The sequence below is a fragment of the Streptomyces sp. NPDC012888 genome (assembly GCF_042900645.1).
In the GTDB taxonomy this organism is placed as follows: domain Bacteria; phylum Actinomycetota; class Actinomycetes; order Streptomycetales; family Streptomycetaceae; genus Streptomyces.
In genome coordinates, this window is sequence record NZ_JBIBBM010000005.1 from 83,107 (window position 1) to 95,982 (window position 12,876).

General features: G+C 73.1%; 16 protein-coding genes. 9 read left to right on the forward strand and 7 right to left on the reverse strand.

Going from position 1 to position 12,876, the window contains the following annotated elements; translation table 11 throughout:
- Positions 1-136 precede the first annotated feature (136 nt).
- A complete protein-coding gene (locus tag ACFY61_RS10185; protein WP_389469513.1) occupies positions 137-1,327 on the forward strand; it encodes an 8-amino-7-oxononanoate synthase in 1,191 nt (396 codons plus the stop codon).
- Here ACFY61_RS10185 and ACFY61_RS10190 read toward each other — a convergent pair.
- Both ACFY61_RS10190 and ACFY61_RS10195 read right to left on the reverse strand, forming a co-directional pair.
- Entirely contained in the window at positions 1,324-1,542 is a 219-nt protein-coding gene (locus ACFY61_RS10190; protein WP_389469516.1) for a DUF397 domain-containing protein, read from the reverse strand. The two genes, ACFY61_RS10185 and ACFY61_RS10190, sit on opposite strands and share 4 nt — an antisense overlap.
- A 13-nt stretch (positions 1,543-1,555) precedes the next feature.
- Positions 1,556-2,437 carry a helix-turn-helix domain-containing protein gene (locus tag ACFY61_RS10195; RefSeq protein ID WP_389469518.1) on the reverse strand — a complete coding sequence of 294 codons (882 nt, stop codon included), beginning with the start codon at positions 2,435-2,437 and terminating at the stop codon, positions 1,556-1,558.
- 200 nt (positions 2,438-2,637) lie between these two features.
- On the opposite strand from ACFY61_RS10195, the gene ACFY61_RS10200 reads away from it, so the two are divergent.
- Complete coding sequence (locus ACFY61_RS10200; protein ID WP_389469521.1) at positions 2,638-3,084, forward strand: ATP-binding protein; 447 nt, start codon at positions 2,638-2,640, stop codon at positions 3,082-3,084.
- 15 nt (positions 3,085-3,099) lie between these two features.
- On the opposite strand, the gene ACFY61_RS10205 is transcribed toward ACFY61_RS10200, so the two are convergent.
- Together ACFY61_RS10205 and ACFY61_RS10210 are read right to left on the reverse strand one after the other, a co-directional pair.
- Entirely contained in the window at positions 3,100-3,486 is a 387-nt protein-coding gene (locus ACFY61_RS10205) for a VOC family protein (protein ID WP_389469523.1), read from the reverse strand.
- Positions 3,487-3,544: 58 nt separating this feature from the next.
- Positions 3,545-4,024: a C40 family peptidase gene (locus ACFY61_RS10210; RefSeq protein WP_389469526.1), complete on the reverse strand. Its 480-nt coding sequence runs from the start codon at positions 4,022-4,024 to the stop codon at positions 3,545-3,547.
- 425 nt (positions 4,025-4,449) lie between these two features.
- On the opposite strand from ACFY61_RS10210, the gene ACFY61_RS10215 reads away from it, so the two are divergent.
- The 7 genes from ACFY61_RS10215 to ACFY61_RS10245 all read left to right on the forward strand — a co-directional run bounded on the left by ACFY61_RS10215 (position 4,450) and on the right by ACFY61_RS10245 (position 10,892).
- Positions 4,450-4,752, forward strand: coding sequence for an urease subunit gamma (locus tag ACFY61_RS10215; protein ID WP_389469529.1), 303 nt, complete (start codon positions 4,450-4,452; stop codon positions 4,750-4,752).
- A gap of 18 nt (positions 4,753-4,770) precedes the next feature.
- Positions 4,771-5,082: an urease subunit beta gene (locus tag ACFY61_RS10220; RefSeq protein WP_389469531.1), complete on the forward strand. Its 312-nt coding sequence runs from the start codon at positions 4,771-4,773 to the stop codon at positions 5,080-5,082.
- The gene (locus tag ACFY61_RS10225) at positions 5,075-6,796 is read left to right on the forward strand and encodes an urease subunit alpha (protein WP_389469532.1); all 1,722 of its coding nucleotides are present in this window, start codon (positions 5,075-5,077) and stop codon (positions 6,794-6,796) included. Before ACFY61_RS10220 ends, ACFY61_RS10225 begins: the two co-directional genes overlap by 8 nt.
- 16 nt (positions 6,797-6,812) lie before the next feature.
- A complete protein-coding gene (locus ACFY61_RS10230) occupies positions 6,813-7,487 on the forward strand; it encodes an urease accessory protein UreF (protein ID WP_389469534.1) in 675 nt (224 codons plus the stop codon).
- Between the two features lie 38 nt (positions 7,488-7,525).
- Entirely contained in the window at positions 7,526-8,221 is a 696-nt protein-coding gene (ureG, locus tag ACFY61_RS10235; protein ID WP_389469536.1) for an urease accessory protein UreG, read from the forward strand.
- Positions 8,218-9,090, forward strand: coding sequence for an urease accessory protein UreD (locus tag ACFY61_RS10240; RefSeq protein ID WP_389469538.1), 873 nt, complete (start codon positions 8,218-8,220; stop codon positions 9,088-9,090). Before ureG ends, ACFY61_RS10240 begins: the two co-directional genes overlap by 4 nt.
- Positions 9,091-9,233: 143 nt before the next feature.
- Positions 9,234-10,892 carry an alpha/beta hydrolase gene (locus ACFY61_RS10245; protein WP_389469541.1) on the forward strand — a complete coding sequence of 553 codons (1,659 nt, stop codon included), beginning with the start codon at positions 9,234-9,236 and terminating at the stop codon, positions 10,890-10,892.
- A gap of 26 nt (positions 10,893-10,918) precedes the next feature.
- On the opposite strand, the gene ACFY61_RS10250 is transcribed toward ACFY61_RS10245, so the two are convergent.
- The 3 genes from ACFY61_RS10250 to ACFY61_RS10260 form a co-directional block, all read right to left on the reverse strand.
- Positions 10,919-11,629 carry a lysophospholipid acyltransferase family protein gene (locus ACFY61_RS10250; protein WP_389470398.1) on the reverse strand — a complete coding sequence of 237 codons (711 nt, stop codon included), beginning with the start codon at positions 11,627-11,629 and terminating at the stop codon, positions 10,919-10,921.
- 80 nt (positions 11,630-11,709) lie between these two features.
- Positions 11,710-11,868, reverse strand: coding sequence for a hypothetical protein (locus ACFY61_RS10255; RefSeq protein ID WP_389469544.1), 159 nt, complete (start codon positions 11,866-11,868; stop codon positions 11,710-11,712).
- 32 nt (positions 11,869-11,900) lie between these two features.
- Positions 11,901-12,857: a cytochrome c oxidase assembly protein gene (locus tag ACFY61_RS10260; protein ID WP_389469546.1), complete on the reverse strand. Its 957-nt coding sequence runs from the start codon at positions 12,855-12,857 to the stop codon at positions 11,901-11,903.
- Between the last annotated feature and the right edge of the window lie 19 nt (positions 12,858-12,876).

Sequence of the window (12,876 nt, forward strand, 5' to 3'; positions counted from 1 at the left end):
CCGTACAAGATGGCCGGAAGGGAGTGTGTGTATCGCCACACCAACCACACTGGTCGCGAGCGGTTAGGGTCGGTCAAGGTCTGTGGACAGCCGACAAAACGCGCCGACACCGCGCGCCCTACGCGAGGAACAGCCGATGCAGCAGCCGGCGGACGGCACCGACGTCTTCTCCTGGATCGACGAGGCGGAGCGGGCCCGCGAACGGGCCGGGCTGGTGCGCACGCTGCGCCCCCGCCCTCCGGTTTCCGGACTGCTCGACCTGGCCGGCAACGACTACCTCGGGCTGTCCCGGCACCCCGAGACGATCCGCGGGGCGGCCGCCGCCGCCGAGCGCTGGGGAGGCGGAGCCACCGGTTCCCGCCTGGTCACCGGTTCCACCGAACTCCATGCCGAACTGGAGCGGGAGCTGGCCGCCTTCTGCGGTTTCGAGGCCGCGCTGGTGCTGTCCTCCGGGTACGCCGCCAACCTGGCCGCCGTGAGCGCGCTGAGCGGGCGCGGAGCGCTGGTCGTCTCCGACGCCGGCAACCACGCCTCCATCGTGGACGGCTGCCGGCTCTCGCGGGCCGAGACCGCCGTGGTCCCGCACTCCGACCCGGACGCGGCCCGGAAGGCACTCGCCGCCCGGCCGCCCGGCACGCGGGCGCTGCTGGTCAGCGACTCCGTCTTCTCGGTGGACGGGGACGCGGCGCCCCTGGCGGAGTACGCCGCCGTCTGCCGCGCGGAGGGCGCCGCGCTGGTGGTGGACGACGCGCACGGGCTCGGCGTACTGGGGGAGGGCGGCCGGGGCGCGCTGCACGCGGCGGGCCTCGCGGGAGCCCCGGGGGTGGTCGCCACACTGACCCTCTCGAAGGCCCTGGGCAGCCAGGGCGGTGCCGTGCTCGGCCCCGCGCGGGTCATCCGGCACCTGGTCAACACGGCGCGGACGTTCATCTTCGACACCGGTCTGGCCCCGGCGGCGGCGGGAGCGGCCCTGGCCGCCCTGCGCCTGGTCGCGCGGGAGCCGGAACGCGCCGGGCGGGCCCGTGAGGTGGCCGCCGAGCTGTACGGGAGGCTGACCGCGTCCGGCCTGACCGCGGCCCGGCCGGACGCGGCCGTGGTGTCGGTGCGGGCCCCGTCGCCTTCGGCGGCACTGCGCTGGGCCGCCGACTGCCGCGGGGCTGGACTGTCCGTGGGCTGCTTCCGGCCGCCGTCGGTGCCGGACGGGATCTCCCGCCTGCGGCTGACGGCACGGGCCGATCTCACGGGGGACGAGATCGCCAGGGCCGTGGAGACGATCCTGCGGACCGCTCCGGCCGGAGCCACGGACCAGGGGGCGCCGGCGTCCTAGCGGACGTCCGCCCCGACCGTGGCGAGGAAGCCGCGCCAGGCCGGCCCGGTGAAGAGCACGGCCGGGCCGTCCGTCCGCTTGGAGTCGCGGACGGCCAGCAGACCGCCGTCGAGGGCGGCCGCTTCCACGCAGTTGTTCATCCCGGTGCTGCGGCTGCTCCGCCGCCACCGGGCACCTTGCAGAAGTCCGCTGGTACTTGAGGGGGATGCGGACACGGGGGTTGCCTCCTTACGCGTCGTCGGCGAGGGCGCCGATGAGTTCCGACGAGTCCCGGGGCGGGAGGGCGTGCGCCTGGATGGTGCGGAACGCGGCGCTGTACGCCTCAAGGTCTTCCTTCCGCTCCAGATAAAGGCTACTCGTCAAATGGTCGAGTACCACCACATCCAGATCGGCGATGTTCGGAAATGAGAAAATAACGAACGGTCCGGTCAGGCCGAGATGACCCCCCACGCTGAACGGCAGGACCTGCAACCGCACTTGCGGGAGTTCCGCCACCTCCACGAGGTGCCGCAACTGCTCCGCCATCACCCCCGGACCGCCGATCTGCCGCCGCAGCACCGCCTCGTCCAGCACCGCGCTCAGCTCCAGCGGCGGATCCGCCCGCAGCACCGCCTGCCGGGCCAGCCGTACGTCGACCAGCGCGTCCACCTTCGGTTCCGGAAGCCCGCCGAGCGCCGCCCGGGTCACCGCCTTCGCGTACGCCGCCGTCTGCAGCAGCCCCGGCACCACCGAGAGCTCGACGGTCCGCGCCGCGCGGGCACCCGCCTCCAGGCTGATGAAGTCCCGGTACTCCTGGGGCAGCAGGCCCCGGTAGTCGTGCCACCACTGCCGGCCACGCCCGCCTGCCTCCCCGTCCACCGGGCCGGCGGCGGAGGCCGACAGCGCCTCCAGCAGCGCCCGCTGCTGGGCCCCCACCCCGCCGTAGGCGTCCAGCAGCAGCCGGACGTCCTCCGGTTTCACGCCACTGCGGCCCGTCTCGATCCGGCTGATCTTCGACTGGTGCCATCCCACGATCCGGGCGGCCTCACCGCTGGTGAGCCCCGACCGGTCGCGCAGCGCACGCAGTTCCTCGCCGAGCTTGCGCCGGCGTACCGCGGGACCGTGCTGCATGCCCGCCCCTCCTTCCACCGGCACAGGTCGCACCAGTCTGCCGTCCAAATACGGTCTCTCGTAGCAGAGTTCACCGCTTTGAGCGACAGATATATGCATATCTCGGGTGAACGGCAGCAGCGGCCGGGGGAGGAGTGGCAGTCTGGCGCGAAGCACAGATCCGGGGCGGGTCAGCCCCGGTGGGAAAGGGACAGCGCGCCATGGCAGATCACCAGGAAGCATCCGTCACGCTGCCGAGCGATCCCGCCTCGGTCCCCGCCGCCCGCCGCTACGTCGCGGACGTGCTCGGCGAATGGGGGCTCCCGGACGACCACGCCACCGCGGACACCGTCCGGCTGATCGTCTCCGAACTGGCCACCAACGCCGTACAGCACACCTTCGGAATGTCCCCCACCTTCACCGTGGACGTCCGGCTGGAACGCGAGGAACTCCTGCGCGTGGGCGTCACCGACAGCCATCCGCGGTGGCCCAAGCGGCTCCCGGCCGCCGTGCAGCAGGACAACGGCCGCGGCATGGTGATCATCCGCTGGCTGGCCGCCGAATCGGGCGGGCGGCTGTCGGTCACGCCCACCGCCGAGGGCGGCAAGACGGTGTGGATCGCGCTGCCCTGGACCGCGGGCGCGCCCGCGGAGACACCGGTCCGCTGAGTCCGGGCCCGGGGCTCAGACCAGACCGCGCTCCACCGCGCCGCGCTCCACGCACAGTTCGTTGCCCTCGGGGTCGGCCAGTACCACCCAGCCCAGCCCGTCCGCGGTACGCCGGTCGTCCAGGACCCGGGCGCCCAGCCCGACCAGGCGCGCCACCTCCTCGTCCCGGGTGCCGGTGGCCGGCTGGATGTCCAGGTGCACCCGGTTCTTCGCGGTCTTGCCGTCCGGCACCCGGCTGAAGAGCAGCCCCGGTACGCCCGGCTGGGGCGGGTCCAGCAGGACCTGGTCGTCGTCCGGCTCGGAGTCCTCCAGCGCGTAGCCGGTGACCGCGGCCCAGAACTCGGCGGTCCGGTAGGGGTCCAGGGCGTCGAAGGTGATGTGACGGACGGGGTTGAGGTACACGGGACTCCTCGGCTGGACGGGGTGGGGCGGGCCGTCGGCCCAACCTAACCCGCACCGGTCAGTGCACCCGTCCGTAGCTGACGTTCTCCGTCCAGATCTTCTCCAGGCGGACCGTCTTGCCCGGTTTGGGCGCGTGCCAGACCTTGCCCCCGCCCGCGTACATGGCGACGTGGTAGACGTTCCCGCCGGACACGAAGAACACCAGGTCCCCCCGCTGCCGGGAGCCGGCGGCCGTCCGGGAGGTCCGGTCGTACTGCTGCGCCGCCGTCCGCGGCAGCGACTTGCCGACCTGTTTGTACGAGTACTGGGTCAGCCCCGAGCAGTCGAAGCCGTCCGGGCCCGTGCCGCCCCACCGGTACGGCAGGCCCTGTTTGGACGCGGCGACCCGCAGGGCCGCGAGGGCGTGCCCGGAGGCGGCTTCGGCTTCGGGCACGCTGCCCGGGGCCAGCAGCAGGGCCCCGGTCACCGCGAGCGTGGCGGCGACGGTGACCCCGGCACGGGCGGGCGGGGAGGGAACTTCGGCGCGGATCACGGGCATCGGCAGCCCTCCGGGTAGGGCCCCGCCGGGGTGGCGGGGCTTTCGTACCGGGGATCCTGGCGCAGGGAATGCCCGATTTGTCGGTTAGAAAGGGCATGTGTGATTCTCGTCACTTATTTCTCCCTTACGGCGTTTCGCCTTGGCGGCGACCCCCGCCCACCCCTCAAACCCGCTCCCCACCAGCGGCGTTGTCGCCGCCCCCGGCCGGCCCCCAGGGCAAGTCACTCCCGTCGCCGGTCCGTTCCGGGGCTACTCCGATCGAGGGAGAGCGTGGCGCATACGGAACGCCGACGGCCCAGCGGCCTCAGGTGAACCGCGTCATCCGCCGAAACGTGAGTTAACGCAGTGGAAAAGCGTGCGCCCTAACCTGCCAGTCCCGTGCAGCCGGCGGGCCGGACGGCCGCGATGACGAAAGAGGTGGGACCGTGCAACTGACCCCACACGAACAGGAGAGGCTGCTCGTCCACGTGGCCGCCGACGTGGCGGAGAAGCGGCGGGCCCGCGGTGTGCGCCTCAACCACCCCGAGGCGATCGCCCTGATCACCTCGCACATCCTCGAAGGCGCCCGCGACGGCCGGACCGTGGCCGAGCTGATGGCCTCCGGACGCACCGTGCTGGGCCGCGACGAGGTCATGGAGGGCATCCCCGAGATGATCCGCGACGTCCAGGTCGAGGCGACCTTCCCGGACGGCACCAAGCTCGTCACCGTCCACGACCCGATCCTCTGAACCCGGCAGGAAACCCCCATGATCCCCGGTGAGATCCAGTACGGGGAGGGGCCGGTCACCCTCAACGAGGGCCGCCCCGTCACCCGCCTGACCGTCCTGAACGCCGCCGACCGGCCCGTCCAGGTCGGCTCCCACTACCACTTCGCCGAGGCCAACCCCGGACTGGACTTCGACCGGTCCGCCGCCCGCGGGCTGCGGCTCAACATCGCGGCCGGCACCGCCGTCCGCTTCGAGCCCGGCATCCCGGTCGCCGTGGAACTCGTACCGCTGGCCGGCCTGCGGACCGTACCCGGCCTGCGCGGCGAGACCGGAGGACCGCTCGATGGCTGAACTCTCCCGCGAGGCCTACGCCGACCTGTTCGGCCCCACCACCGGCGACCGGCTGCGGCTGGCCGACACCGACCTGCTGGTCGAGATCGAGGACGACCTGTGCGGCGGACCCGGCCGGGCCGGGGACGAGGCCGTCTTCGGCGGGGGCAAGGTCATCCGCGAGTCCATGGGACAGGCCCGCACCACCCGTGCCAAGGGGGCTCCCGACACCGTCATCACCGGCGCCGTCATCCTCGACCACTGGGGCGTCGTCAAAGCCGACATCGCCCTGCGGGACGGCCGGATCGCGGGCATCGGCAAGGCCGGCAACCCCGACACCATGGACGGCATCGAGCCCGCCCTGGTGATCGGCCCGGAGACCGAGATCATCTCCGGCAACGGGAAGATCCTCACCGCCGGCGCCATCGACGCCCACGTCCACTTCGTCTCCCCGACCGTCCTCGACACCGCCCTCGCCTCCGGCATCACCACCCTGGTGGGCGGCGGCACCGGACCCGCCGAGGGCACCAAGGCCACCACCATCACCCCCGGACCCTGGCACCTGGGCCGCATGTTCGCCGCCCTGGAGTCCCACCCCGTCAACATCGGCCTGCTCGGCAAGGGGAACACCACCTCCCGTGAGGCCATGCACTCCCAGCTGCGCGGCGGCGCACTCGGATTCAAGATCCACGAGGACTGGGGAGCCACCCCGGCGGCCATCGACACCTGCCTCGGCGTCTGCGAGGAGACCGGCGCCCAGCTCGCCGTCCACACCGACACCCTCAACGAGGCGGGCTTCGTCGGCGACACCCTCGCCGCCGTCGCCGGACGCACCATCCACGCGTACCACACCGAAGGCGCCGGCGGCGGCCACGCACCGGACATCATCACCGTGGTCGCCGAGCCGCACGTCCTGCCCAGCTCCACCAACCCCACCCGCCCGCACACCCTCAACACCGTCGAGGAACACCTCGACATGCTGATGGTCTGCCACCACCTCAACCCCGCCGTGCCCGAGGACCTGGCCTTCGCCGAATCCCGCATCCGGCCCACCACCATCGCCGCCGAGGACGTCCTGCACGACCTCGGCGCCATCTCGATCATCTCCTCCGACTCCCAGGCCATGGGCCGGGTCGGCGAGGTGATCATGCGGACCTGGCAGACCGCGCACGTCATGAAGAAGCGCCGCGGCGCCCTCCCCGGCGACGGCCCCGCCGACAACCACCGCGCCCGCCGCTACGTCGCCAAGTACACGATCAACCCGGCCGTCGCCCAGGGCCTCGCCCGCGAGATCGGCTCGGTCGAGACCGGCAAGCTCGCCGACCTGGTGCTCTGGGAGCCCGCCTTCTTCGGCGTCAAACCCCACCTGGTCATCAAGGGCGGCCAGATCGCCTACGCCCAGATGGGCGACGCCAACGCCTCCATCCCCACACCCCAACCCGTCCTGCCGCGCCCCATGTTCGGCAGCCACGGCCACGCCCCCGCCCGCAACTCCGTCAACTTCACCGCCCAGGCCGCCCTCGACGACCACCTGCCCGAACGGCTCGGCCTCGGCAAGCAGTTCCTGGCCATCGACTCCACCCGCGGTGTCACCAAGGCCGACATGCGCAACAACGACGCCATGCCACGCGTCGAGGTCGACCCCGACACCTTCACCGTGACCATCGACGGCGAAGCCGTGGAACCGGCGCCAGCGGCGGAACTCCCCATGGCCCAGCGCTACTTCCTCTTCTGAGCGCGGGGCACCCGACATGACCCGCGCAGCCCTGCTGGTGCTGGCCGACGGCCGCTTCCCGGCCGGCGGCCACGCCCACTCCGGCGGCGCCGAAGCCGCCGTCAAAGCCGGCCGGATCCACGACGCCGCCACCCTGGAGGAGTTCTGCCGCGGCCGGCTCCACACCACCGGCCTGGTCGCCGCGGCCTTCGCCGCGGCCGCCGCCCACGGCCTGGACCCCGTCGCCCTGGACACCGCCGCCGACGCCCGCACCCCCTCGCCGGCCCTGCGCACCGCCGCACGCCGGCTCGGCCGCCAGCTGCTGCGGGCCGCCCGCGCCACCTGGCCGCACCCCGGGCTCGACGCCCTCGCCGCGGCCTTCCCGCGCGGCGCCCACCAGCCCGTGGTGCTCGGCACGACCGCCCGGGCGGCCGGACTCGGCCCGGCGGACGCCGCGCACGTCGCCGCGTACGAGAGCGTGGGCGGCCCCGCCACCGCCACCGTACGGCTGCTCGGACTCGACCCCTTCGAGGCCAGCGCGGTACTCGCCCGGCTCACCCCCGAACTGGACGCGGTCGCGGCCCGGGCCGAACGGGCCGCCGACCTGGCCCGCACGGCCGGCACCGACGCCCTCCCCGCCGCCGCGTCGCCCCTGCTGGAGATCACCGCCGAGGCGCACGCCGCCTGGCCGGTCCGCCTCTTCGCCTCCTGAGCGCCCACCGCACCCGCAGAACCGTCAAAGGAGCAACCGTGCACCTCGACCACGCCGTCACCTACCCGCACCGGCACACCCACGGCACCGCCCCCGTCCGCACCGACGGCACCCGCCGCGCCCTGCGCATCGGCCTCGGCGGACCGGTCGGCTCCGGCAAGACCGCCACCGTCGCCGCGCTCTGCCGGGCCCTGCGCGCCGAGTTCTCGATGGCCGTGGTCACCAACGACATCTACACCCGCGAGGACGCCGAGTTCCTGCTCCGCGAGGCCGTCCTGCCGCCCGAGCGGATCACCGCCGTCGAGACCGGGGCTTGCCCGCACACCGCCATCCGCGACGACATCTCCGCCAACCTGGAGGCCGTCGAGGAACTGGAGGAGGCCTTCAGGGAACACGCCCCCCTCGACCTGGTCCTCGTGGAGTCCGGGGGCGACAACCTGACCGCCACCTTCTCCCGCGGCCTCGTCGACGCCCAGGCCTTCGTCATCGACGTCGCCGGCGGCGACGACATCCCGCGCAAGGGAGGCCCCGGCGTCACCACCGCCGACCTGCTCGTCGTCAACAAGACCGACCTCGCCCCGTACGTCGGCTCCGACCTGGACCGGATGGCACGCGACGCCGCCGCCGCGCGGGGCGGACTGCCCGTCGTCTTCCAGTCCCTGCGCGAGCCCGACGGGATCGGCCCGGTCGCCCACTGGGTGCGCGAACGGATCACCGCCTGGGTGAGCGGATGAGCACCGCGACCGGCCGACCGCCGCTGCCCGCTCCCGCCCCCGCTCCCGCCCCCGCTCCCGCTCCCGCCCGGGCCCCGTCCACCGGCCCCCCGGCGGCGGCCGGCCTGCGCGCCACCGCCCGCATCCACGCCCGGGCCGACGGGCGCGGGGGCACCGCCCTGCCCGTGCTGACCGGCCGGCCGCCCCTCGCCCCCCGCCGCACCCGCGGCACCGCGGGCGCGGCCGACGTGGTCCTGGTCGGCGCCATGAGCGGCCCGCTCGGCGGCGACCACCTCACCGTCGAGGCCGAGGCCGGACCCGGCGCCCGGCTCACGGTCCGCTCGGCCGCCGCCACGCTGGCCCTCCCCGGCCGTACCGGGCTCCCCGCCCGGTACGACGTCCACCTCCGCGTGGCCGACGGCGCCCGGCTGCGCTGGCAGCCCGAGCCGCTGATCTCGGTGCGCGGCAGCGACCTGCGGGTCACCACCCGCGCCGAACTCGCCCCCGGCGCGAGCCTGCTGCTCCGCGAGGAACAGGTGCTCGGCCGCACCGGCGAACCGCCCGGACTGCTCCGCAGCCGGCTGACCGTCCTCCGTGGCGGACGCCCGCTCCTCGACTCCGAACTCGGCTGCGGACCCGGCGCGCCCGGCGGCTGGGACGGCCCGGCCGGCCTCGCCGGACACCGCGCCTTCGGTCAACTGCTGGTCGTCGACCCGGCGTTCGAGGCCGACCCGCCGCCCGCCCGGATGCTGGGCGAACTCGCGGCCCTCACCCCGCTCGCCGGACCCGCCGTACTGGTGACCGCACTCGCACCGGACGCCCTGCGGCTGCGGGAACTCCTGGACGTCGCCGCCCGGGAGTTCGCCCCCGAAGCCGGGCCGGGACCCTGACCGCACCGCTCAGCGGTACACGTAACTCCGGTTATCGGGTTGGCAAAGAACGGTGGCGGGCCCTTTTGCGGAGATCACGTCAGGCGCGAGGATCCTTGCGCAGCCGCATTCCGCGGCATCCACACGCAGGGGGAACAACCAACGTGATACGCACCGCGGCGCTGGGGAGCGCCGCCACCCTCACCGCGAGCGCCCTGGCCGCCGGCCTGCTGCTCGCACCGACCGCCACCGCCGCCGACGGCCCGCGCGCGGGCGGCGTCCCGGAGGCCGTCGGCGTCCAGATCGCCGCCGCCAAGGCCGCCCGCGCGGGCATCGACTGGAAGGACTGCCCCGCCGAGTGGGGCCTGGAGAAGCCCATCCAGTGCGGTTTCGTGAAGGTCCCGCTCGACTACGCGAAGCCGGGCGGCAAGACCATCGACATCGCCGTCGACCGGATCGCCAGCACCGGCACCAAGCAGGAGCGCCAGGGCGCCCTGCTCTACAACCCCGGCGGCCCCGGCGGCTCCGGCATGCGCTTCCCGCGCCGGGTCACCACCAAGAACCCGCTGTGGGTCAACACCTCCAAGGCGTACGACTTCGTCGGCTTCGACCCGCGCGGCGTCGGCCACTCGACGCCCATCTCCTGCATCGACCCGCAGGAGTTCGTCAAGGCGCCCAAGAAGGACCCGGTCCCGGACAACGAGGCCGACAAGCTGGTCCACCGCAAGGCCGCCGCCGCCTACGCGGACGGCTGCAAGGAGCGCAGCGGCTGGATGCTGCCGCACATGACCACGCCGAACACCGCGCGCGACATGGACGTCATCCGTGCCGCGCTCGGCGAGAAGAAGCTCAACTTCATCGGCGTCTCCTACGGCACCTACCTCGGCGGGGTCTACGCCACGCTCTTCCCGACGCACGTGCGCCGCATGATCGTCGACAGCGTGGTCAACCCCTCCAAGGAGAAGATCTGGTACCAGGCCAACCTGGACCAGGACGTCGCCTTCCAGATGCGCTGGGACGACTGGAAGGCGTGGGTCGCCAAGAACGACGCCACCTTCCACATCGGCGACACCCCGGAGAAGGTCGAGGCCAAGTGGCGCGAGCTGCGGGCCGCCGCCAAGGCCAAGCCCATCGGCGGGGTCGTCGGCCCGGCCGAGCTCCTCGGCTTCTTCCAGAGCGCCCCGTACTACGACTCCGCCTGGGTGCCGGTCGCCCAGACCTGGAGCGCGTACCTCGCCGGTGACACCCAGGCGCTGGTGGACGCGGCCGCCCCGGACATGTCCGACACCGCCGGGAACATCGACGCCGAGAACGGCAACGCCGTCTACACCGCCGTCGAGTGCGCGGACGCCAAGTGGCCCACCAGCTGGACCCGCTGGAACCGCGACAACACCCGGCTGCACCAGGAGTACCCGTTCCTGACCTGGTCCAACGCCTGGATGAACCTGCCCTGCGCGACCTGGAAGTCCAAGCAGCACACCCCGGTCGAGGTCGGCGCCAAGTACGGGCTCGCCCCGGTCCTGATCGTCCAGGCCGAGCGCGACGCAGCCACCCCGTACGAGGGTGCCGTCGAGCTGCACAAGCGCCTCGCCGGTTCCCGCCTGATCACGGAGAAGGGCGCCGGCTCCCACGGGGTCACCGGCATCAAGAACCCGTGCGTCAACGAGCGCGTCGACCGCTACCTGCTCACCGGCAAGGTCGACGCCTACGACGTCACCTGCGAGCCGCACGCCGAGCCGGCCGCGCCGGCCCCGCAGCGGTCCGCGCAGCCGGCCCCGGCGACCGCCCCCGAGGCGGACCTGCCGCTCCTGCCGCGCCGCTGACGTGAGCCGGGAGGTGCGGGAGGGGGTCAGCGCGACCTGCGACGGGCCCTCTTCCGCGCCTCCTCGGCCTCGGCCTTCACCTCGCCCGCGTACCGGTCCACGTACTCCTGGCCGGACAGGGCGAGGATCGCGGCCATGATCTCGTCGGTGACGGCGCGGAGCACCGCCCGCTCGCCCTCCAGCCCCGCGTACCGGGAGAAGTCCAGGGGCGGGCCGAACCGGATGGTCACCGGCCGGATCCGCGGCACGACCTTCCCGGGCGGCTGGACCTCGAAGGTGCCGACCATCGCGCACGGCACCACCGGCACCCCGGCCCCGAGCGCCATCGCGGCCACGCCGACCTTCCCCTTGTACAGGCGTCCGTCGTGCGAGCGGGTGCCCTCGGGGTAGATGCCCAGCAGTTCGCCCCGGGCGAGCACGCCGAGTCCCTCGCGGATCGCCGCCCGGCCGGCCTCCTTGCCGGAGCGGTCCACCGGGATCTGCCCGGCGCTGCGGAAGAAGGCCGCGGTCAGCCGGCCCTTGGGCCCCTTGCCGGTGAAGTACTCCGCCTTCGCCAGGAAGGTGATCCGCCGCTTCAGGATCGCCGGCATCAGGAAGTGGTCGGAGAACGACAGGTGGTTGCCGGCGACGATCGCCGCCCCCTCGGCCGGGACGTGCTCCAGGCCCTCGATGCGCGGCCGGAACAGCATCCGCAGCAGCGGGCCGAGCAGCACGTACTTGAGCAGCCGGTAGAACACCAGGTGACCCCCGTAGCCGTCGGTGCCTGTGGTGACGACCATCCTACGGACGGTCACCGCCGCGGGCGACGGGCGCGGCGCTACCTACCGGTGGAGGCCGCCATTCCGGCTGTGAGCAGTCCGAGGACCACCCAGCCGAACCACAGCCAGCCGTTGCTGCCGAGGGCCACGGAGTACGTGGCGACGGCCACCAGGGCGGCGAAGGTCATCACGGCCATCGCCTTGACGGATCCGGTCATGCCCCATGGTGGCGCGCGGAAGGCCTCCTCCGCTACTGGCCACGCGCTTGCAACGAGGCGAGGTAGGCGTTGTAGGCCTCCAGCTCCTTGTCGCCGTCCCGGTCCGCGGCACGGTCGGCGCGCTTCGCCGCCCGCTGCTCCGAGTGGTACCACTGGTAGACCAGCGCGATCAGCACCAGCACCGAGGGGATCTCGCTGAAGGCCCAGGCGATGCCGCCGGCCCACTGCTGGTCGTCCAGGGCGTCGACGCCGAGCGAGGACGGCGGGTTCGCGTACGTGCCGATCATGGGCTCGGAGGCCATCATCAGGGCGATGCCGAAGAAGGCGTGGAACGGCATGCCCGCGAAGAGCTCCAGCATCCGCATCACGTAGCCGGGCCGGTGCGGGCCCGGGTCCACGCCCATGATCGGCCAGAAGAACACCAGGCCCACGGCGAGGAAGTGCACCATCATCGCGATGTGGCCGGTCGTCGAACCCATCAGGAAGTCGAAGAGCGGGGTGAAGTACAGCGCGTACAGGCTGGCGATGAACATGGGGATGGTGAACGCCGGGTGGGTCACCACCCGTACGTAGCGGCTGTGCAGAAGCGCCAGCAGCAGCTCGCGGGGGCCCTTGTGGCCGCGCGGGGCCGGCGGCAGGGCGCGCAGGGCCAGCGTCACCGGGGCGCCGAGCAGCAGCAGGATCGGCGAGACCATGCTGATCACCATGTGCTGGACCATGTGCACGCTGAACAGGACCATGCCGTAGTCGTTCAGCCTGGTGCACATCACCAGCGCGATGCTGAGCACGCCGAGGACGAAGGCCACCGTCCGTCCGGCCGGCCAGGCGTCGCCGCGCGCACGCAGCCGCAGGACCCCCCATCCGTAGAGGGCGAGCCCGAGCAGGCACCCGATCAGGAAGAACGCGTCGAAGGAGAACTCCAGTCCCCGCCCGAGGGTGAACGGCGGCAGGTCCATGTCCATGTCCATGCCGTGACCGCTGTGATCCATACCTTGACTCCCTCGACCG

Excerpts from the sequence above, each read along its gene's own strand:
- ACFY61_RS10185 (WP_389469513.1), top strand. The coding sequence starts at position 137 with ATGCAGCAGCCGGCGGACGGCACCGACGTCTTCTCCTGGATCGACGAG.
- ACFY61_RS10195 (WP_389469518.1), bottom strand. The coding sequence starts at position 2,437 with ATGCAGCACGGTCCCGCGGTACGCCGGCGCAAGCTCGGCGAGGAACTG.
- ACFY61_RS10200 (WP_389469521.1), top strand. The coding sequence starts at position 2,638 with ATGGCAGATCACCAGGAAGCATCCGTCACGCTGCCGAGCGATCCCGCC.
- ACFY61_RS10210 (WP_389469526.1), bottom strand. The coding sequence starts at position 4,024 with ATGCCCGTGATCCGCGCCGAAGTTCCCTCCCCGCCCGCCCGTGCCGGG.
- ACFY61_RS10220 (WP_389469531.1), top strand. The coding sequence starts at position 4,771 with ATGATCCCCGGTGAGATCCAGTACGGGGAGGGGCCGGTCACCCTCAAC.
- ACFY61_RS10225 (WP_389469532.1), top strand. The coding sequence starts at position 5,075 with ATGGCTGAACTCTCCCGCGAGGCCTACGCCGACCTGTTCGGCCCCACC.
- ACFY61_RS10230 (WP_389469534.1), top strand. The coding sequence starts at position 6,813 with ATGACCCGCGCAGCCCTGCTGGTGCTGGCCGACGGCCGCTTCCCGGCC.
- ACFY61_RS10240 (WP_389469538.1), top strand. The coding sequence starts at position 8,218 with ATGAGCACCGCGACCGGCCGACCGCCGCTGCCCGCTCCCGCCCCCGCT.
- ACFY61_RS10255 (WP_389469544.1), bottom strand. The coding sequence starts at position 11,868 with ATGACCGGATCCGTCAAGGCGATGGCCGTGATGACCTTCGCCGCCCTG.
- ACFY61_RS10260 (WP_389469546.1), bottom strand. The coding sequence starts at position 12,857 with ATGGATCACAGCGGTCACGGCATGGACATGGACATGGACCTGCCGCCG.